Origin of the sequence: Zavarzinia sp. (assembly GCF_041650655.1) — a bacterium.
In the GTDB taxonomy this organism is placed as follows: domain Bacteria; phylum Pseudomonadota; class Alphaproteobacteria; order Zavarziniales; family Zavarziniaceae; genus Zavarzinia.
Window position 1 is genome coordinate 1 of sequence record NZ_JBAZKR010000031.1, and the last position, 18,872, is coordinate 18,872.

General features: G+C 65.9%; 30 protein-coding genes and 1 pseudogene. All 31 read left to right on the plus strand.

Features of this window, described 5'->3' with window-relative positions:
- The coding region (locus WC493_RS09070; RefSeq protein WP_373064758.1) for an elongation factor Tu at positions 1-827 on the plus strand (827 nt) is incomplete at its 5' end.
- 27 nt (positions 828-854) lie between these two features.
- Positions 855-1,163, plus strand: a complete 309-nt coding sequence (gene rpsJ, locus WC493_RS09075) for a 30S ribosomal protein S10 (RefSeq protein WP_109907585.1) — start codon at positions 855-857, stop codon at positions 1,161-1,163.
- A 10-nt stretch (positions 1,164-1,173) separates the two neighbouring features.
- Entirely contained in the window at positions 1,174-1,872 is a 699-nt protein-coding gene (gene rplC, locus WC493_RS09080; protein ID WP_373064761.1) for a 50S ribosomal protein L3, read from the plus strand.
- Positions 1,873-1,874: 2 nt separating this feature from the next.
- Positions 1,875-2,492 carry a 50S ribosomal protein L4 gene (gene rplD, locus WC493_RS09085; protein WP_373064763.1) on the plus strand — a complete coding sequence of 206 codons (618 nt, stop codon included), beginning with the start codon at positions 1,875-1,877 and terminating at the stop codon, positions 2,490-2,492.
- Positions 2,489-2,782, plus strand: a complete 294-nt coding sequence (locus WC493_RS09090) for a 50S ribosomal protein L23 (RefSeq protein ID WP_373064765.1) — start codon at positions 2,489-2,491, stop codon at positions 2,780-2,782. The genes rplD and WC493_RS09090 overlap by 4 nt, the downstream gene beginning before the upstream one ends.
- 3 nt (positions 2,783-2,785) lie before the next feature.
- Positions 2,786-3,616 carry a 50S ribosomal protein L2 gene (gene rplB, locus WC493_RS09095; protein WP_373064767.1) on the plus strand — a complete coding sequence of 277 codons (831 nt, stop codon included), beginning with the start codon at positions 2,786-2,788 and terminating at the stop codon, positions 3,614-3,616.
- A gap of 11 nt (positions 3,617-3,627) precedes the next feature.
- Positions 3,628-3,906 (plus strand): 30S ribosomal protein S19, encoded by a 279-nt coding sequence (gene rpsS / locus WC493_RS09100; protein ID WP_373064769.1) that lies wholly within the window; start codon positions 3,628-3,630, stop codon positions 3,904-3,906.
- A 4-nt stretch (positions 3,907-3,910) separates the two neighbouring features.
- Positions 3,911-4,297: a 50S ribosomal protein L22 gene (gene rplV / locus WC493_RS09105; RefSeq protein WP_373064771.1), complete on the plus strand. Its 387-nt coding sequence runs from the start codon at positions 3,911-3,913 to the stop codon at positions 4,295-4,297.
- Between the two features lie 4 nt (positions 4,298-4,301).
- Positions 4,302-5,081 (plus strand): 30S ribosomal protein S3, encoded by a 780-nt coding sequence (gene rpsC / locus WC493_RS09110; protein WP_373064773.1) that lies wholly within the window; start codon positions 4,302-4,304, stop codon positions 5,079-5,081.
- Between the two features lie 6 nt (positions 5,082-5,087).
- Complete coding sequence (gene rplP, locus WC493_RS09115; RefSeq protein WP_373064775.1) at positions 5,088-5,507, plus strand: 50S ribosomal protein L16; 420 nt, start codon at positions 5,088-5,090, stop codon at positions 5,505-5,507.
- 2 nt (positions 5,508-5,509) lie between these two features.
- Complete coding sequence (rpmC, locus tag WC493_RS09120; protein ID WP_373064777.1) at positions 5,510-5,716, plus strand: 50S ribosomal protein L29; 207 nt, start codon at positions 5,510-5,512, stop codon at positions 5,714-5,716.
- 31 nt (positions 5,717-5,747) lie between these two features.
- A complete protein-coding gene (gene rpsQ / locus WC493_RS09125) occupies positions 5,748-6,011 on the plus strand; it encodes a 30S ribosomal protein S17 (RefSeq protein WP_373064779.1) in 264 nt (87 codons plus the stop codon).
- Between the two features lie 29 nt (positions 6,012-6,040).
- On the plus strand, positions 6,041-6,409 hold the full coding sequence (gene rplN / locus WC493_RS09130) for a 50S ribosomal protein L14 (RefSeq protein WP_109907574.1): 369 nt from the start codon (positions 6,041-6,043) through the stop codon (positions 6,407-6,409).
- A complete protein-coding gene (gene rplX / locus WC493_RS09135; RefSeq protein WP_373064782.1) occupies positions 6,409-6,750 on the plus strand; it encodes a 50S ribosomal protein L24 in 342 nt (113 codons plus the stop codon). The genes rplN and rplX overlap by 1 nt, the downstream gene beginning before the upstream one ends.
- Positions 6,743-7,300 (plus strand): 50S ribosomal protein L5, encoded by a 558-nt coding sequence (gene rplE / locus WC493_RS09140; RefSeq protein ID WP_373064784.1) that lies wholly within the window; start codon positions 6,743-6,745, stop codon positions 7,298-7,300. Before rplX ends, rplE begins: the two co-directional genes overlap by 8 nt.
- 10 nt (positions 7,301-7,310) lie before the next feature.
- Positions 7,311-7,616 carry a 30S ribosomal protein S14 gene (rpsN, locus tag WC493_RS09145; RefSeq protein ID WP_373064787.1) on the plus strand — a complete coding sequence of 102 codons (306 nt, stop codon included), beginning with the start codon at positions 7,311-7,313 and terminating at the stop codon, positions 7,614-7,616.
- Positions 7,617-7,627: 11 nt separating this feature from the next.
- Entirely contained in the window at positions 7,628-8,026 is a 399-nt protein-coding gene (gene rpsH / locus WC493_RS09150; protein WP_373064789.1) for a 30S ribosomal protein S8, read from the plus strand.
- Positions 8,027-8,042: 16 nt separating this feature from the next.
- Positions 8,043-8,576, plus strand: coding sequence for a 50S ribosomal protein L6 (gene rplF, locus WC493_RS09155; protein WP_373064791.1), 534 nt, complete (start codon positions 8,043-8,045; stop codon positions 8,574-8,576).
- Positions 8,577-8,581: 5 nt separating this feature from the next.
- On the plus strand, positions 8,582-8,941 hold the full coding sequence (gene rplR, locus WC493_RS09160) for a 50S ribosomal protein L18 (protein WP_373064793.1): 360 nt from the start codon (positions 8,582-8,584) through the stop codon (positions 8,939-8,941).
- Positions 8,942-8,964: 23 nt separating this feature from the next.
- Positions 8,965-9,528, plus strand: coding sequence for a 30S ribosomal protein S5 (gene rpsE / locus WC493_RS09165; RefSeq protein ID WP_373064795.1), 564 nt, complete (start codon positions 8,965-8,967; stop codon positions 9,526-9,528).
- A 6-nt stretch (positions 9,529-9,534) separates the two neighbouring features.
- Positions 9,535-9,717, plus strand: coding sequence for a 50S ribosomal protein L30 (gene rpmD / locus WC493_RS09170; protein WP_373064797.1), 183 nt, complete (start codon positions 9,535-9,537; stop codon positions 9,715-9,717).
- A gap of 37 nt (positions 9,718-9,754) precedes the next feature.
- Positions 9,755-10,201 (plus strand): annotated as a pseudogene (gene rplO / locus WC493_RS09175) (50S ribosomal protein L15); the annotation flags it as partial.
- 254 nt (positions 10,202-10,455) lie between these two features.
- The gene (gene secY, locus WC493_RS09180) at positions 10,456-11,799 is read left to right on the plus strand and encodes a preprotein translocase subunit SecY (RefSeq protein ID WP_373064799.1); all 1,344 of its coding nucleotides are present in this window, start codon (positions 10,456-10,458) and stop codon (positions 11,797-11,799) included.
- Positions 11,796-12,449, plus strand: a complete 654-nt coding sequence (locus WC493_RS09185) for an adenylate kinase (RefSeq protein ID WP_373064801.1) — start codon at positions 11,796-11,798, stop codon at positions 12,447-12,449. Before secY ends, WC493_RS09185 begins: the two co-directional genes overlap by 4 nt.
- 186 nt (positions 12,450-12,635) lie before the next feature.
- On the plus strand, positions 12,636-13,004 hold the full coding sequence (rpsM, locus tag WC493_RS09190) for a 30S ribosomal protein S13 (RefSeq protein WP_373064803.1): 369 nt from the start codon (positions 12,636-12,638) through the stop codon (positions 13,002-13,004).
- An 82-nt stretch (positions 13,005-13,086) separates the two neighbouring features.
- Positions 13,087-13,476: a 30S ribosomal protein S11 gene (gene rpsK / locus WC493_RS09195; RefSeq protein ID WP_236108097.1), complete on the plus strand. Its 390-nt coding sequence runs from the start codon at positions 13,087-13,089 to the stop codon at positions 13,474-13,476.
- A 152-nt stretch (positions 13,477-13,628) separates the two neighbouring features.
- On the plus strand, positions 13,629-14,645 hold the full coding sequence (locus WC493_RS09200; RefSeq protein WP_373064866.1) for a DNA-directed RNA polymerase subunit alpha: 1,017 nt from the start codon (positions 13,629-13,631) through the stop codon (positions 14,643-14,645).
- A 47-nt stretch (positions 14,646-14,692) separates the two neighbouring features.
- Positions 14,693-15,109 (plus strand): 50S ribosomal protein L17, encoded by a 417-nt coding sequence (gene rplQ / locus WC493_RS09205; protein WP_373064806.1) that lies wholly within the window; start codon positions 14,693-14,695, stop codon positions 15,107-15,109.
- Positions 15,110-15,225: 116 nt separating this feature from the next.
- Complete coding sequence (locus tag WC493_RS09210) at positions 15,226-16,635, plus strand: DegQ family serine endoprotease (RefSeq protein ID WP_373064808.1); 1,410 nt, start codon at positions 15,226-15,228, stop codon at positions 16,633-16,635.
- A gap of 37 nt (positions 16,636-16,672) precedes the next feature.
- On the plus strand, positions 16,673-17,989 hold the full coding sequence (locus WC493_RS09215) for a replication-associated recombination protein A (protein WP_373064869.1): 1,317 nt from the start codon (positions 16,673-16,675) through the stop codon (positions 17,987-17,989).
- Positions 17,986-18,849: an AraC family transcriptional regulator gene (locus WC493_RS09220; protein WP_373064810.1), complete on the plus strand. Its 864-nt coding sequence runs from the start codon at positions 17,986-17,988 to the stop codon at positions 18,847-18,849. The genes WC493_RS09215 and WC493_RS09220 overlap by 4 nt, the downstream gene beginning before the upstream one ends.
- The last annotated feature ends 23 nt before the right edge of the window (positions 18,850-18,872 follow it).

Sequence of the window (18,872 nt, forward strand, 5' to 3'; positions counted from 1 at the left end):
TGGCGCGTCAGGTCGGCGTGCCGTCGCTGGTGGTGTTCCTGAACAAGTGCGACATGGTCGACGATCCGGAACTGCTGGAGCTGGTCGAACTCGAGGTTCGCGAGCTGCTGTCGTCCTACGACTTCCCTGGCGACGACATTCCGGTGGTGAAGGGCTCGGCGCTCTGCGCGCTGAACGGCACCAACCCGGAGCTGGGCCATGACGCGATCCTGAAGCTGATGGCCGAGGTCGACGCCTATATCCCGCAGCCGGAGCGTCCGAAGGACCGTCCGTTCCTGATGCCGATCGAAGACGTGTTCTCGATCTCGGGCCGTGGCACCGTGGTGACCGGCCGCGTCGAGCGCGGCATCGTGAAGGTCGGCGAGGAAATCGAGATCGTCGGCCTGAAGCCGACGAAGAAGACGACCGTGACCGGCGTCGAGATGTTCCGCAAGCTGCTCGACCAGGGCGAGGCTGGCGACAACATCGGCGCGCTGCTGCGCGGTGTCGGTCGTGACGACGTGGAGCGTGGCCAGGTTCTGGCCAAGCCGGGCTCGATCACCCCGCACACGAAGTTCAAGGCCGAAGCCTACATCCTGACGAAGGAAGAAGGCGGCCGTCACACCCCGTTCTTCACCAACTATCGCCCGCAGTTCTACTTCCGCACGACGGACGTGACCGGCGTGGTTACCCTGCCGGAAGGCGTGGAAATGGTGATGCCGGGTGACAATGTCGCGATGTCGGTCGAGCTGATCGCTCCGATCGCCATGGACGATGGTCTGCGTTTCGCGATCCGCGAAGGCGGCCGCACCGTCGGTGCCGGCGTCGTCGCCTCGATCGAGAAGTAAGCGCCGCGTGCATCGAGGATTCTGAAGATGGACAGCCAGAATATCCGCATCCGCCTCAAGGCGTTCGATCATCGCGTGCTCGATCAGTCGACCAGCGAGATCGTCAATACGGCGAAGCGGACCGGCGCGCGGGTTCGGGGACCGATCCCGCTGCCGACCAAGATTGAAAAATTCACGGTGCTGCGTTCGCCGCACATCGACAAGAAGAGCCGCGAGCAGTTCGAGATTCGGACTCACAAGCGTCTCCTCGACATCGTCGACCCGACTCCCCAGACCGTGGACGCGCTGATGAAGCTCGACCTCGCCGCTGGCGTCGACGTCGAGATCAAGCTCTGAGGGTGATGCCATGCGTTCCGGTGTGATCGCCAAGAAAATCGGGATGACGCGGCTCTTCGGGGCCGACGGCGCCCATGTCCCGGTGACCGTGCTGCAGATCGACAATCTGCAGGTGGTCGCCACCCGCACCGTCGAGACCGACGGCTACACCGCGGTCCAGCTCGGTTCGGGCAAGGCCAAGGTGAAGAATGTCTCGAAGCCGATGCGGGGCCACTATGCCAAGGCCGGTGTTGAGCCGAAGATGAAGCTGGTCGAATTCCGCGTGTCGGAAGACGCCCTGCTGAACGTCGGCGACGAGCTTTCGGTCGAGCACTTCGTGCCCGGCCAGAAGATCGACGTGACCGGCGAGACCAAGGGCAAGGGCTTCCAGGGCGTCATGAAGCGCTGGAACTTCGGCGGTCTCCGCGCGACCCACGGCGTCTCGGTCTCGCACCGTAGCCACGGTTCGACCGGTCAGCGCCAGGACCCGGGCAAGGTGTTCAAGGGCAAGAAGATGGCCGGCCATCTCGGCTCCGAGCGCGTCACGATCCAGAATCTGGAAGTGGCGAAGGTCGACGAGCCTCGCGGCCTGATCCTGGTCAAGGGTGCCGTCCCGGGTGCCACCGGCTCCTATGTGCTGGTCCGCGACGCCGTCAAGGTGAAGCAGGCCGACCTGCCCCTGCCGGGCAAGGTGAAGGCGCCGGCTGCCGCCGCGTCTCAGGAGGGCTGAAGATGAAGGCCGATATCACTACCCTCGACGCCACCGTCGCCGGTTCGATCGACCTCGCGGACGAAGTGTTCGGCCTCGAGCCGCGCGCCGACATCCTGCACCGCATGGTGCTGTGGCAGCTGGCCAAGCGCCAGGCTGGCACGCATCGCATCAAGACGGTCAGCGAGATCTCCGCGACCACCAAGAAGATGTACCGCCAGAAGGGCACGGGCCATGCCCGTCACGGCTCGAAGAAGGTCGGCAACTTCCGTGGCGGTGCGAAGACCATGGGCCCGGTCGTGCGTTCCCACGCCTTCGACCTGCCGAAGAAGGTGCGCAAGCTCGCGCTGCGCAACGCCCTCTCGGCCAAGGCCAAGGCCGGCCAGCTCGTCGTCCTGGACAATGCCGCCTTCGAGGCCGGCAAGACCTCGATGCTGAAGGCCAAGTTCGACACGCTGGGCTGGAATTCGGTCCTGGTGGTCGACACCGAGCTGAACGAGGGCTTCGCCCGCGCGGCCCGCAACATTCCGCATGTCGACGTCCTGCCGACCGTCGGCGCCAATGTCTACGACATCCTGCGTCGTGAGAAGCTGGTGCTGACCAAGGCCGCCGTCGAGAGCCTGGAGGCGCGCCTGAAATGAGCGAGCTTGCGCATTACGACGTCATCCTGTCGCCGGTGATCACTGAAAAGTCGACCGCCGCGTCGGAGCACAACCAGGTCATCTTCAAGGTGCCGCTGACCGCGACCAAGCCCGAAATCAAGGCTGCGGTCGAGAAGCTGTTCCAGGTCAAGGTGACCGCCGTCAACACGATCCGCACCGAAGGCAAGACCAAGCGTTTCCGTGGTCGCCTCGGCAAGCGGTCGGATGTCAAGAAAGCCGTCGTGACCCTGGCCGAAGGCCAGTCGATCGACGTGACGACCGGGATCTAAGCCATGGCGTTGAAGACTTTCCGTCCGATCACCCCGTCGCTTCGCGGCACGGTGCTGATCGACCGCTCGGACCTCTACAAGGGCAAGCCGGTCAAGACCCTGACCGAAGGCCTGAAGTCCAATGCCGGGCGTAACGTGCACGGCCGCATCACCATGCGGCGCCTGGGCGGCGGCCACAAGAAGGCCTATCGCCTGGTCGACTTCAAGCGGCGCAAGTTCGATGTGCCGGCGACCGTGCAGCGGATCGAATATGATCCGAACCGCACCGCCTTCATCGCGCTGATCCGCTACGAGGACGGCGAGCTGAGCTACATCCTGGCGCCGCAGCGCCTGGCTGTCGGCGACGCCGTGATCTCGGGCGACCGGGTCGACGTGAAGCCGGGCAATGCCGCCCCCCTGAAGAACCTGCCGATCGGCACCATCGTCCACAATGTGGAGATGAAGATCGGCAAGGGCGGCGCGATCGCGCGGTCTGCCGGCACCTACGCCCAGATCGTCGGCCGCGACGGCGCCTATGTGGCGCTCCGTCTGTCGTCGGGTGAACAGCGCTTGATCCGGGGCGAATGCCTCGCCACGGTCGGTGCCGTCTCCAACCCGGACAACCAGAACACCAAGATCGGCAAGGCCGGTCGCGCGCGCTGGATGGGCATTCGCCCGTCGGTTCGCGGTGTCGCCATGAACCCGATCGATCACCCGCATGGTGGTGGCGAAGGCCGGACTTCCGGTGGTCGTCACCCCGTGACGCCGTGGGGCAAGGGCACGAAGGGCAACAAGACTCGCAACAACAAGCGGTCCGATGCCTTCATCCTTCGCTCGCGTCACGCCAAGAAGTAACGGAGACCGCCGTGACTCGCTCAGTTTGGAAAGGTCCGTTCGTCGACGGTTATCTGCTGAAGAAGGCAGAGAACACTCGTACCTCGGGCCGCAAGGAAGTCATCAAGACCTGGTCGCGCCGCTCGACCATTCTGCCCCAGTTCCTGGGGCTGACGTTCGGCGTGCACAACGGTCACAAGTTCGTGCCCGTGCTGGTGAACGAGGAAATGGTCGGTCACAAGCTCGGCGAATTCGCGCCGACGCGGACCTTCTATGGCCACGCCGCCGACAAGAAGGCGAAGAGGAAGTAAGGCGATGTCGAAGCCGAAGAATTCCCGCCGCGTGGGCGACAACGAGGCGCTGGCGATCGGGAGCAACCTGCGTTCCTCGACCCGCAAGCTGAACCTTGTGGCGGAGCAGATCCGCGGCAAGGCGGTCTCGACCGCGCTGGCCGAGCTGGCCTTCTCGAAGAAGCACATCGCTCGCGATGTGAAGAAGGTGCTCGAGAGCGCGATCGCCAACGCCGAGAACAACCATCAGCTGGACGTCGACAGCTTGGTCGTGGCGCAGGCCACGGTCGGCCGGTCGCTCGCCATGCGCCGCTTCCATGCCCGTGCCCGCGGCCGCGCCGCCGGTATCGTCAAGGAATTCTCGAACATCACCGTCGTCGTGCGCGAACGCGCCGAAGCGGTCGAGGAGTAAGGCCATGGGTCAGAAAGTCAATCCGATCGGCCTGCGCCTGGGTATCAACCGCACCTGGGATTCGCGTTGGTTCGCCAACAAGAAGGACTTCGCCGGTCTCCTTCATGAAGACCTGCGCATCCGCGCCTTCCTGGAAAAGAAGCTGGCCTCGGCCGGCATCGCCCGGGTGGTGATCGAGCGTCCGGCCAAGAAGTGCCGCGTGACCATCCACACGGCCCGTCCGGGTGTGGTCATCGGCAAGAAGGGTGCGGACATCGAGAAGCTGCGCGGCGAACTGGCCAAGATGACCAAGTCGGAAGTCAGCCTGAACATCGTCGAGATCCGCAAACCCGAGATCGACGCCAAGCTGATCGCCGAATCGATCGCCCAGCAGCTCGAACGCCGCGTCGCCTTCCGCCGCGCCATGAAGCGCAGCGTGCAGTCGGCCATGCGTCTCGGCGCCGGCGGCATCCGCATCAACTGCGGCGGCCGTCTGGGCGGCGCCGAAATCGCCCGTATCGAATGGTACCGCGAGGGCCGCGTGCCCCTGCATACCCTGCGTGCGGACATCGACTTCGGCCGCGGCACCGCGCATACCGCCATGGGGACCTGTGGCGTGAAGGTGTGGGTGTTCAAGGGCGAGATCCTGGCGCACGACCCGATGGCCCAGGACAAGCGCCTGGCCGAGCAAGCCAATCAGGCGCGCCCCGAGCGCGAGCCGCGTGAGCACCGGGGCGATCGTCGCGATCGCCGTGGCGATCGCGGCCGTGGCCCGGCGGCGCCCGCCGAGCCCGACGCGGAGTAATTCGCCATGTTGCAACCGAAACGTACAAAGTTCCGCAAGGCCTTCAAGGGCCGCATCCATGGCAATGCCAAGGGCGGTACCACGCTGGCCTTCGGCGCCTTCGGTCTGAAGGCTCTCGAACCCGAGCGCGTGACGGCGCGTCAGATCGAGGCGGCCCGCCGCGCGATCACCCGCCACATCAAGCGCGTCGGCCGCGTCTGGATCCGCGTCTTCCCGGACGTGCCGGTCTCGAAGAAGCCGACCGAAGTGCGCATGGGTAAGGGCAAGGGCTCGCCCGAACTGTGGGTGGTGCGGGTGAAGCCCGGCCGCATCATGTTCGAAATGGACGGCGTGCCGGCCGAGCTGGCGAAGGAAGCCTTCGCCCGTGGTGCGGCAAAACTGCCGATCGCGACGAAGTTCGTGTCGCGCCTCGGTGAAGGAGCTTGATCATGGCGTCCGTCAAGGCTAGTGATCTGCGGCTCAAGACCGCGGACGAATTGAACGACCGCTTGGCCGTGCTGAAGAAGGAGCAGTTCAACCTGCGCTTCCAGAAGGCGACCGGCCAGCTCGAGAACACCGCGCGTCAGGGCGCCGTGCGTACCGAAATCGCACAGATCCTGACGGTACTGAAGGAAAAGGCGGCTGCCTCGGCCTGATGCCGAGGGACGCGTCTTTGGGAGAAGCAAGATGCCGAAGCGAGTGTTGCAGGGCGTCGTGGTGAGTGACAAGACCGACAAGACCGTTGTCGTCAAGGTCGAGCGCCGCGTGCTGCATCCGGTTCTGAAAAAGGTGGTGCGCCGGTCGAAGAAGTACCACGCCCACGACGAGACCAACCAGTACAAGGTCGGCGACGTCGTGAATATCCAGGAATGTCGCCCGATTTCCAAGCTGAAGACCTGGGAGGTCATCGGCGCGGTCGGTGCGGACGGCAAGCCCGTGGTCCAGGCGTAAGCCGCGCGGGATTCGAGGAGTAGCGAGACATGATCCAGATGCAGACGAACCTGGACGTGGCCGATAATTCAGGCGCGCGTCGGGTGATGTGCATCAAGGTGCTGGGCGGCGCGGGACGTCGTTATGCCAGCGTCGGTGACATCATCGTCGTTTCCGTCAAGGAAGCGATTCCCCGTGGCCGCGTGAAGAAGGGCGACGTTCATCGCGCCGTCGTCGTGCGCACGGCCAAGGAAGTGCGTCGCGCCGACGGCACGGCCATCCGTTTCGACCATAATGCAGCCGTTCTGATCAACAAGCAGAACGAGCCGATCGGCACTCGTATCTTCGGGCCGGTCGTGCGTGAGCTGCGTGCCCGCAACCACATGAAGATCATCTCGCTCGCACCGGAGGTGCTGTGATGGCCGCAGCGAACCCCGATCATCAGAAGCTCCGCATCCGCAAGGGCGACAAGGTCGTCGTGCTGACCGGCAAGGACAAGGGCAAGCGCGGCGAAGTCGTGCGTGTCTTCCCGGCCGAAGCGCGCGCCGTCGTCTCGGGCGTCAATGTCGTGAAGCGCCATACCAAGCAGACGCAGACCAACCCCGGCGGCATCGTCGAGAAGGAAGCGCCGATCCATGTGTCCAATCTCGGGATCGAGGACCCGCGCGACGGCAAGCCGACGCGCATTGGTTTCCGCACCCTGGAGGATGGCCGCAAGGTCCGCGTGGCCAAGCGTTCGGGAGATGTGATCGATGTCTGAGACCCGGATCGAGCCGCGCCTGAAGCGGCAGTACAAGGACGTGATCCGTCAGAAGATGCAGGAGCAGTTCGGGTACAAGAACCCGATGCAGGTTCCGCGTCTCGAGAAGATCGTGATCAACATGGGCGTCGGCGAAGCCGCGACCGATGGCAAGAAGATTCAGGGCGCGGTCGAGAACATGACCGCCATCGCCGGCCAGAAGCCGGTGATCACCAAGTCGACCAAGGCCATCGCCGGTTTCAAGCTGCGTGAAGGCGCGCCTGTCGGCGTGAAGGTCACGCTGCGGGCCGACCGCATGTATGAATTCCTGGACCGTCTGGTGACGATCGCGCTGCCGCGCGTTCGCGACTTCCGTGGTTTGAACGGGAAGAGCTTCGACGGCCGTGGCAACTACGCCATGGGCCTGAAGGAGCAGATCATTTTCCCGGAAATCAACTACGACAAGGTCGACACCGTCCGCGGTATGGACATCGTCATCTGCACGACGGCGACGAAGGACGAGGAAGCCAAGGCGCTCCTCCAGGCCTTCGATCTGCCGTTCCACAATTGAGGTCAGGCACATGGCTAAGACGAGTGCCATCGAGAAGAACAAGCGCCGCGCCAAGCTGGCGGCTCAGCACGCGGTGAAGCGTGCTCGGCTGAAGGCCGTCGTCATGGATCAGAAGGTCTCTGACGAAGAGCGTTTCGCGGCCACCCTGAAACTGGCTGAAATGCCGCGTAACGGTGCGAAGAACCGTGTGCGGCTGCGTTGCGAAGTGTCGGGCCGTTCGCGCGGCAACTATCGCAAGCTGAAGCTTTCCCGTATCGCGCTGCGTGACCTGGCCTCCTCGGGCCAGATCCCCGGCATGGTCAAGTCGAGCTGGTAAGGAGAACCGCGATGGCACTGAGCGATCCGCTCGGCGATATGCTGACGCGCATCCGTAACGGCCAGGCCGCCGCCAAGGCGACTGTGCGTTCCCCCGCGTCGAAACTGCGTGCGCGCGTTCTCGACGTCCTGGTCACCGAGGGTTATATCCGCGGTTACACCCAGGCCGTCACCGAGAACGGCTCCGCTGAAATCGAAATCGAACTGAAATACCACGAGGGGCTTCCGGTCATCCAGTCGATCGACCGCGTTTCCCGTCCCGGTCGCCGCGTCTATTCGTCGATCAAGGATCTTCCGAGCTTCCGCAACGGGCTCGGCATCCAGATCCTGTCGACGCCGCGCGGTGGGATGTCCGACGCCGCCGCACGCGCTGCCAATGTTGGCGGCGAAGTGCTGTGCCGCGTGTTCTGATCCAGGAGGAGAGAACATGTCGCGTATCGGCAAGAAACCGGTTCAGGTTCCGGCGGGCGTGACCGTCACCGTCGACGGCCAGACCGTCGCGGTGAAGGGCGCCAAGGGCCAGCTCTCGATCGTCGTCGTCGACGACATCGAGGTGAAGCTCGAGAACAACGCCGTGGCGCTGACCCCGCGTTCCGCGGAGAAGCGTGCCCGCGAGCGTTGGGGCATGTCGCGCACCCTGGTCAACAACATGATCAAGGGCGTCACCCAGGGCTTCCGGACCGACCTCGAGATCAACGGCGTGGGTTACCGCGCCGCGGTCCAGGGCAGGAACCTGCAGCTCAACCTCGGCTATTCGCATGACGTCGTGATGCCGATCCCGGAAGGCATCGACGTCAAGTGCGAGAAGCCCACCCTGATCGCCATCTCCGGTATCGACGCCCAGAAGGTCGGTCAGTTCGCCGCGGAAATCCGCGACTGGCGCCGGCCGGAGCCCTACAAGGGCAAGGGCATCAAATACTCGACCGAGACGATCTTCCGTAAGGAAGGCAAGAAGAAGTAATGGCCATGGCGATCAAGGACACCTTCTCCCGCCGCAAGGAACGGACCCGCATCCGCCTGCGCAAACTGGCGAATGGTCGGCCGCGCCTCAGCGTGTTCCGCTCTTCGCAGCATATCTACGCCCAGATCATCGACGACGTGGCCGGCCGGACGGTCGCCGCAGCGTCGACGATCGACAAGGAGCTGAAGGGCTCGCTCAAGACCGGTGCGGACGTCGATGCCGCCAAGGCCGTCGGCCTGCTGGTCGCCAAGCGCGCCAAGGAAGCGGGGATCGAGGCCGTGGTCTTCGACCGTGGCGGCTATCTCTATCATGGTCGCGTCAAGGCGCTGGCCGAGGGTGCCCGCGAGGGCGGCCTCGAGTTCTGAGCCTGCTGGAAAGGACATAGGACATGGCACGTCAACACGACGGCGAGCGCCAGCAGGACGAACTGGTCGACAAGCTGGTGCACATCAACCGCGTCGCCAAAGTGGTGAAGGGCGGTCGGCGTTTCGGTTTCGCGGCCCTGGTGGTCGTCGGTGACCGCAAGGGCCGGGTCGGCTTCGGCCACGGCAAGGCCCGCGAGGTTCCGGAAGCGATCCGCAAGGCGACGGAAGCCGCCAAGCGCAAGATGATCCGCGTGCACCTCCGCGAAGGCCGCACCCTGCATCACGACATCGAGGGCCGTCATGGCGCCGGTCGCGTGGTGCTGCGCGCCGCCCCTCCGGGCACCGGCATCATCGCCGGCGGCCCGATGCGCGCGGTATTCGAGACCCTGGGCGTCCATGACGTCGTCACCAAGTCGCTGGGTTCCTCGAACCCGCACAACATGGTGCGCGCGACGTTCGACGCCCTGCAGAACAGCCTGTCGCCTCGTTCCGTGGCGGCCAAGCGCGGCAAGCGCGTGGCCGACCTGGTCGGCCAGAACCGTCGCGGTGGTGAAGCCGAGGGCGGCGAAGCGGCTCAGGCGGAGTAACGGACGATGAGCAAAGTCAAGCTGACCCAGGTGAAGAGCCCGGCCCGGCGCCCCAAGGTCCAGGAGGCCCACCTGGTGGGTCTGGGCCTGAACAAGCTCCACCGTGTCTCGGTCGTCGAGGATACTCCCTCGACCCGCGGCATGATCGAAAAGGTCAAGCACCTCGTGAAGGTCGAGCCGGCCGAGTGAGGCCGTCCGAAACCACGCGAAGCGTGAGGATGTCGATATGAAACTGACTGAGATCGCCGACAATCCCGGCTCCCGCCCGGCGCGCATGCGCGTCGGCCGTGGCATCGGCTCGGGCAAGGGCAAGACCTCCGGCAAGGGCGTGAAGGGCCAGAAGGCGCGCTCCGGCGTGGCCATCAAGGGCTTCGAAGGCGGCCAGATGCCGATCCATCGCCGGCTGCCGAAGGGCGGGTTCAAGAACCTGTTCCGCACGGAATATCTGCCGGTCAACCTGGGCAAGATCCAGGCCGCCGTCGAGGCCGGCCGCATCGCCGCCGGCGCCACCGTGAATGCGGCGGCGCTGGAGGAGACCGGTGTGCTGGGCCTTCGTCGCGGGATGCCCGTCCGCCTGCTGGCCGACGGCAAGCTCGAAGTCGCGCTGACCATCGAGGTCGACGCGGCTTCCGAGACCGCCGTCGCCGCGGTCGAGGCGCTGGGGGGCAAGGTCGTGATCATTCCGAAGCGCGAAGTGCCGCGCAAGGAAGGCAAGAAGACCGAACGCCGCAAGGCCCAGATCGCCAAGCGCGAAGCGCGCGAAGCGGCCCGCGGCTGACGAATCTCTCCCGCGCGCCGGGATCGCCCCCATATAGGGTGAGGCGATCCCCGGCGCGTGGGTTTTCGCCTGTTGTGAACACGTAACGTCACCCCGATGTCGGGGCCGGCCGCGTCGCGTGCCGCCGGCGATCCCCGAGGAGAACTGCGATGGCATCCGCCGCCGAACAGCTCGCAGCGAACCTGTCCTGGAGCTCGTTCTCCAAAGCCACCGAACTGAAGCGCCGGATCTGGTTCACCCTGGGCGCCCTGATCGTCTACCGCCTCGGGACCTACATCCCGATTCCGGGCGTCGACCCCGCGGCATTGGCCGCGATCTTCGCCCAGAACCAGGGCGGCATCCTCGGCATGTTCGACGTCTTCGCGGGTGGTGCGCTCAGCCGCATGACCATCTTCGCGCTGAACATCATGCCCTACATCACGGCCTCGATCATCGTGCAGCTGCTGACTTCGGTCTCGCCCTCGATGGAAACCCTGAAAAAGGAAGGCGAGGCCGGCCGCAAGAAGCTCAATCAATACACCCGCTACGGCACGGTTTTCCTCGCCCTGGTCCAGGCCTACGGCATTTCGGTCGGGCTCGAGAGCATGAGCGCCAACGGGCGCGGGGCGGTGATCGATCCCGGCCTCGGCTTCCGCATCGAGGCGATGATCACGCTGACCGGCGGCACCGTCTTCCTGATGTGGCTGGGCGAGCAGATCACCTCGCGCGGTGTCGGCAACGGCATTTCGCTGATCATTTTCTCGGGTATCGTGGCGGCGCTGCCGAATGCGCTCGGTCGTACCCTCGAACTCGGCCGCACCGGCGCTATCTCGGCCTTCGTGATCATCATGATCCTGGTGCTGATCGTGGCCGTCGTCGCCTTCATCGTCTTCTTCGAGCGGGCCCAGCGCCGGATCCTGGTGCAGTATCCCAAGCGCCAGGTCGGCAACAAGGTGTTCGGCGGCGAGAGCTCGCACATGCCGCTGAAGCTCAACACGGCCGGCGTGATTCCCCCGATCTTCGCCTCGTCGTTGTTACTGCTGCCGATCACCGTGGCCAATTTCGCGGGTTCGGGCGGGCCGGAGTGGCTGCAGACGGTCACCCGACTTTTGGCGCATGGCCAGCCGCTCTATATGGCGTTTTATATAGCTGGCATCGTCTTCTTCAGCTTCTTCTACACGGCGATCGTCTTCAATCCGCAGGAAACGTCGGAGAACCTGCGGAAGTACGGTGGTTTCATTCCGGGGATCAAGCCGGGCAAGCGCACGGCCGACCACCTGGACCATATTCTGACGCGGCTGACGGTGGTGGGGGCCGCGTATCTGGCGGCCGTCTGCATCCTGCCGGAGATTCTCATCACCCAATATTCGGTGCCGTTCTACTTCGGCGGCACCTCGCTGCTGATCGTGGTGAGTGTCACCATGGACACCGTCGCCCAGATCCAGAGCCACCTTCTGGCGCACCAGTACGAGGGCCTGATCCGCAAGTCGAAATTGAAGGGCAGGGGGAAATGAATCTCATTCTTCTGGGACCGCCGGGCGCGGGCAAGGGTACGCAGGCGCAACGGCTGGAGCGGGCCCATGGCCTGGTGCAGCTCTCGACGGGTGACATGCTGCGCGCCGCCGTGGCCGCCGGCACCGAAGTGGGCAAGCGGGCCAAGGCGGTGATGGAGGCCGGCCAGCTTGTCTCCGACGAGATCGTGGTCGGCATCATCGCCGACCGTATCGCCCAGGACGACTGCAAGAGCGGCTTCATCCTGGACGGTTTCCCGCGCACGGTCGCCCAGGCCGAGGCGCTGGACAAGATGCTGGCCGAGCGGGGCATGAAGCTCGACCATGTGATCGACATGAAGGTCGACGACGACATCCTGGTGGAGCGCGTTTCGGGCCGCTACACCTGCGCCAAATGCAACGCAGGCTATCACGACAAGTTCCAGCAGCCCAAGGTGCCGGGCGTCTGCGACATCTGCGGTTCGACCGAATTCAAGCGGCGGGCCGACGACAATGCGGAAACCGTGCGCAGCCGGCTGGTCGCCTTCCACGCCCAGACCGCGCCCCTGCTACCCTATTACAAGGCCAAGGGCGTGCTCGGCCAAGTCGACGGCATGGCGCCGATCGACGAGGTGACGGGCCAGATCGAGGTTGTCCTCGGATTCGGGGCGTAATCCACGCTCCATGATTGACATGGTCCTGCCGACTCATATAATCCGCCCTTCTCGTCGGCAGGGCCTGCTCTGCGGCGCGCTTGTTGCTTGCGCGACGCCGATGTGTGGTGGGTTCGGGGCGGCGTTCCGGCTTTTGTTTCAACGCATCGGGTGACCGATGCACAGAATGTCACGAAGAGGTTAGCGGTGGCTCGTATCGCAGGCGTCAACATCCCGACCAACAAGCGGGTCGAGATCGCGTTGACCTATATTCACGGCATCGGCCCCCTGAAGGCCAAAGAGATCGTGGCCAAGGTCGGCATCGCCGACGGCAAGCGGGTGAGCCAGCTCTCCGAAGCCGAGGTGTCGTCGATCCGCGAAGTGATCGACCGCGACTATATCGTCGAAGGCGATCTGCGCCGCGAAGTCGCGATGAACATCAAGCGCCTGATGGACCTCGGCTGCTATCGCGGCCTGCGGCACCGTCGCGGCCTGCCGGTGCGCGGCCAGCGCACCCATACCAATGCGCGGACCCGCAAGGGCCCGGCGAAGCCGATCGCCGGCAAGAAGAAGTAATTCGGGGTGAAGGGCGCGCGTCCGCGCCCGTCCCTCATGGAACAGCGGGCGCGTTACGCGTCCTTTGGAAGGTAGAGACGAGATGGCCGTTGAAAAGGCACGGGTGAAGCGCCGCGAGCGCAAGAATATCACCTCGGGCGTGGCGCATGTGAACGCCAGCTTCAACAACACGATGATCACCATCACCGATGCCCAGGGCAATGCCATTTCCTGGTCCTCGGCCGGCACCATGGGCTTCAAGGGCAGCCGCAAGTCGACCCCTTACGCCGCTCAGGTCGCTGCCGAAGACGCCGGCCGCAAGGCCCAGGAACACGGCGTGCGTGTCCTCGAGGTCGAGGTGACGGGTCCGGGTTCGGGCCGCGAATCGGCGCTGCGCGCCCTGCAGGCGGTCGGCTTCCAGATCACCTCGATCCGCGACGTGACGCCGATCCCGCACAACGGCTGCCGCCCGCCGAAGCGCCGCCGCGTCTGATGATTTGAGGCCGGCGGGGCAACCCTCCGCCGGCAATGGTGCCGCGGCTTATTGCGCGGTCGGGATGGCCAGGGGCTCCCCAATTTCCCTGGGTGCGGATGATCCGGATGCATTGGGCCCGCACCGCAGGTGACAAGGATGAGGTCGAAGTCGTGATTCAGGACAACTGGAAGAACCTCAAGAAGGCCGATATCGAAGTCGTGGCCGGGGACGACCCGCGCCGCTTTGCGACCGTGGTCGCGCAGCCGCTGGAGCGTGGCTTCGGCCTGACGCTGGGCAATGCGCTGCGTCGCGTCCTGCTGTCCTCGCTGCAGGGGGCGGCGGTGACGGCGGTGAAGATCGACGGCGTGCTGCATGAATTCTCCTCGATCCCCGGCGTCCGCGAGGATGTCACCGACATCATCCTGAACATCAAGCAGATCGCCCTTCGTATGCATGTCGAAGGCTCGCGCCGCATGACCCTGAAGGCCCAGGGCCCGGGCGAAGTGACCGCCGGCCAGATCACCGTGCCGAGCGACATCGAGGTGCTGAACCCCGACCTCGTGCTGTGCACGCTGGACGACGGCGCCAAGATTCACATGGAATTCACGGTGCAGAACGGCAAGGGCTATGTCCCGGCCGACCGCAACCGTCCGGAAGATGCGCCGATCGGCCTGATCCCGGTCGACAGCCTCTATTCCCCGGTGCGCAAGGTCGCCTATCGCGTCGAGAACACCCGCGAGGGCCAGAACCTCGAACTCGACAAGCTCATCATGCAGGTCGAGACCAATGGTGCGATCGAACCCGACCGGGCCGTCGCCATCGCCGCCCGCATCCTGCAGGACCAGCTGCAGCGCTTCATCTCCTTCGAGGAGCCGCGCCAGGAAGTGCGCGAGGCGATGCCGCTGGAGCCGAAGTTCAACCGCAATCTGCTGCGCAAGGTCGACGAGCTGGAACTCTCGGTCCGTTCGGCCAATTGCTTGAAGAACGACAACATCGTCTACATCGGCGACCTGATCCAGAAGTCCGAGGCGGAAATGCTCCGCACCCCGAACTTCGGCCGCAAGTCGCTGAATGAGATCAAGGAAGTTCTGGCGCAGATGGGCCTGCACCTCGGCATGGAAGTGCCGGACTGGCCGCCGGAGAACATCGAGGAGCTCGCGAAGCGCCTCGAAGAGAACAATTTCTGAGGCAGGGCAGCAGCCCCCTCATTTGAGATAGGAACGGGAGAGGTCCCATGCGTCATCGCGTTGCCCGAGTGAAGCTCGGCATGGACAGTTCGCAGCGCCGCGCCGTGTTCGCCAACATGGCGGCGTCGTTGCTGAAGCACGAACAGATCACCACCACGCTGCCCCGCGCCAAGGCGCTGCGGCCCTACGTGGAAAAGCTGATCACCCTCGGCAAGCAGGGCGGCCTGCACGCCCGCCGTCAGGCGCTCTCGAAGCTCTATGACGAGGCGGTGGTCGGCAAGCTGTTCGACGTGGTCGGCCCGCGTTACGCCAATCGCGCCGGTGGCTATACCCGCGTGCTCAAGGCCGGCTTCCGGCGTGGCGATGCCGCGGCTCTCGCCGTGATCGAACTCGTGGACCGCGACGTCACCGCCAAGGGCCTGGATTCGGGCCCGGTGCAGGAAGTCGCCGGCGACGAAGAGTAATCTTCGGGGAGTAATCTCCGCTGCTGCCCTCGGGCGGCGTCGGTGCTAGGAATCAGGGCAGCCCTCGGGGCTGCCCTTTTTCGTCTCCGGGCTCCATTCGTTCAGGGGAAGATCCGTTGAAGAGATTGCTGAACGCGGCCGCGGCCGCCTGCCTGGCCAGCCTGGCCCTGACCCACGGCCTCCATGCCGAAGAGATCCGGACGGTTCCGTCCTCTCAGGAGCAGGTGCAGCTCAGTTTCGCGCCGGTGGTGAAGCAGGCGACGCCGGCCGTGGTGAATGTCTTCACCCGGAAGACGGTGACCGTGCGCAATCCCCTGATGGACGATCCGCTGTTCCGCCGCTTCTTCGGCGACCAGGGCCGCGGCATCCCGCGCGAAAGGGTCGAATCCTCGCTCGGCTCCGGTGTCATCGTCGGCGCCGACGGCACCATCGTGACCAATAATCACGTCATCGAAGGGGCGGACGAGATCACCGTGGCGCTCTCCGACGCCCGCGAGTTCGAGGCCAAGGTACAGATCGCCGACCCCCGGACCGATCTCGCCATCCTGAAGATCGATCCCGGCAAGGAGCAGCTGCCGACCCTGACCCTGGCCGACTCGGACGGCGTCGAAGTGGGCGACATCGTGCTCGCCATCGGCAATCCCTTCGGCGTCGGCCAGACCGTGACCCAGGGCATCGTCTCGGCGGTGGCGCGCACACAGGTCGGCGTCTCCGACTATCGCTTCTTCATCCAGACCGACGCGGCGATCAACCCGGGCAATTCCGGCGGCGCCCTGATCGACCTCAAGGGCCGGCTGGTCGGCGTCAATTCCTCGATCTATTCGCGCGACGGCGGTTCCCTCGGCATCGGCTTCGCGATTCCTTCGGCCATGGTGCGCAGCGTCATCCAGGCGGCCCGGAACGGCGGACGCGTGGTGCGGCCCTGGCTGGGCGCGAGCGGCCAGCCGGTGACCCAGGACATCGCGGGCGGCCTCGGCCTCGACCGGCCGCGCGGCGTCCTGGTCAACAACCTGGTGCCGGACGGTCCGGCAACGCGGGCCGGCATCAAGGTGGGCGACGTCATCCTCTCGGTCGACGGTCATCCGGTGCAGGACGAGGATGCGCTCTCCTTCCGCCTGGCGACCCACGACATCGGCGGCACCATCGGTCTCGGTGTCTGGCGCAAGGGGCAGGAATTGACCCTCACCGCGGCGCTCGAGGCTCCGCCGGAGAAGCCGGCGCGCGACCAGCGCCTGATCGAGGGGCGCAATCCCTTCGCCGGTGCCACGGTGGTCAATCTCTCGCCCGCGGTGGCGGAGGAGATCGGCCGCAGTTACGGCGATTCCGGCGTGATCATCACAGAAGTGTCGAGCGGGGCACCGGCCGACCGCATCGGCTTCCAGGTCGGCGACCGCATCCTGAAACTGAACGACGTGGAGATCACCTCGACCAAGGAACTGGCCGACGTCATCGCGGCGCCCTCGCGCGCCTGGCGCATTTCGATCGAGCGGGGCGGCAGGGAAATCTCCACCGTCCTGCCGCGTTGAGGCGGAAACGGTGAGCGACCTCTTCGAGGCGGCGGGGATGGGGCCGAAGCCGGCGATGCCGGCCCAGGCTCCGGCGGACGACGCGGCCCGCCCGCTGGCCGACCGCCTGCGCCCGCAGCGCCTCGAAGACGTCGTGGGCCAGGATCATCTGGTCGGGCCGGACGGGCCGCTCGGCCGCATGATCAAGGCGCATCGCCTGTCCTCGCTGATCCTGTGGGGGCCGCCGGGTACCGGCAAGACCACCATCGCCCGCCTGCTGGCCGCGGCGGCCGGCTATGATTTCGAGCAGGTCTCCGCCGTCTTCTCGGGCGTCGCCGACCTCAAGAAAGTGTTCGAGGCCGCGCGCCAGCGGCGCCGGATGGGCCGCCGCACGCTGCTCTTCGTCGACGAGATCCACCGCTTCAACCGGGCGCAGCAGGACGGCTTCCTCCCTTATGTCGAGGACGGCACGGTGGTGCTGGTCGGCGCCACCACGGAAAATCCCTCCTTCGAGCTGAATGCCGCGTTGCTCTCCCGGGCCCAGGTCCTGGTCCTGAACCGGTTGGAGGCGGATGCCCTCGAACTCCTGCTCGGACGGGCGGAGGCGCTGATGGGGCGCAGCCTGCCCCTGACGGCGGAGGCGCGCGCGGCCCTGCTCGAGATGGCGGACGGCGACGGCCGCTACCTCCTGAACCTGGCCGAGGAACTGCTGACCTTGACCGGGGACGAGCCCCTGGACATCCCGGGCTTGACCGAGATCGTGCAGCGCCGGGCGCCGCTCTACGACAAGGCGCAGGAAGGCCACTACAACCTGATCTCGGCCCTGCACAAGTCGATGCGGGGCTCGGATGTCGATGCCGCCCTCTATTGGTTCGCACGTATGCTTGCCGGGGGCGAGGCACCGCTCTATATCGCCCGCCGCCTGGTCCGTTTCGCGGTCGAGGATATCGGCATCGCCGATCCCCAGGCCCTGGTGGTCGCCAATGCGGCCAAGGACGCCTACGATTTCCTGGGCAGCCCCGAAGGCGAACTGGCGATCGCCAACGCGGTGATCTATCTGGCCACGGCGCCCAAGTCGAATGCCGCCTACACCGCCTTCAGCGGCGCCAAGGCGGCGGCGCGCGAGACCGGCAGCCTGATGCCGCCCAAGCACATCCTGAATGCGCCGACCAAGCTCATGAAGGAACTCGGCTATTCGGCCGGTTACGCCTACGACCACAATGCGCCGGACGAATTCTCCGGCCAGAACTATTTCCCCGAGGCGATGCCACGGCAGGAGTTTTACACGCCCAAGGGCAAGGGCTTCGAACACGAGATCCGCCGCCGCCTGGACCATTGGGCGGACCTGCGCCGCAAGCGCCAGGAGCAAGGGTGACGGAGGAACGCTTCGGCCAGCCACTGGCGGCGGGGGAGGCGGCGCGCTTCTTCACGCTGCCGGCGGCAGATGCGGTCGAATGCCTGGTCGCCCGTTTCCACACCCATGCCTATGTTCCCCACACCCACGACGACTATGTGATCGGCGCGATCACGGCGGGACGCGAGCTGTTCCACATCGGCCGTGCCGCCGGCAGTGCGGCGCCGGGCGACCTTGTGCTGATCGATCCCGGCGTGGTGCACGACGGCGCGCCGGGGCCGGGCGGCTATGTCTACCGCATGACCTATCCCTCGCCCGCGGTGATGGCCGAGGTGGCGGGGGAGATTTCGGGTCGTGCCCCGGCACCGCCCCGCTTCGCCGTGAACAAGGTGCATGACCCGGCGCTCGCCGCCCGCCTGGCTGGGCTCCATGCCGCGGCGGAGGCGGGGGCGGACCGAATGGCGCTCGATCAGGAAATGCTGGGCGTGATGGCCCAGGTGATCGCCCGCCATGCCGAAAACGGGGCGGGCGTGGCGGCGGCGCTGGCCCGCAGCCCGGGGCGGGAAGCGGCGGCGCTGGCCCGCGCCCGCGCCTATCTCGACGCCCATTTCGCCGAGGCTGTCGACCTCGCCACCCTGGCCGCGGTGTCCGGCCTGCCGCGCAGCCGCCTGATCCGGGCGCTCCGCCGGGAATGCGGGTTGACGCCCCATGCCCTGCTGGTCGACCGGCGGGTCAAGGCGGCCCGCGCCCTGCTCGCCGCCGGCACCGCCCCGGCCGAAGCGGCGCTCGCCTGCGGCTTCTGCGACCAGAGCCACCTCAATCGCGCCTTCAAGGCCCGCATCGGCGTCACCCCCGGCTTCTACCGGCGCGCAAGGGCCTGACCGTCACTTTCGTCCAAGACCCG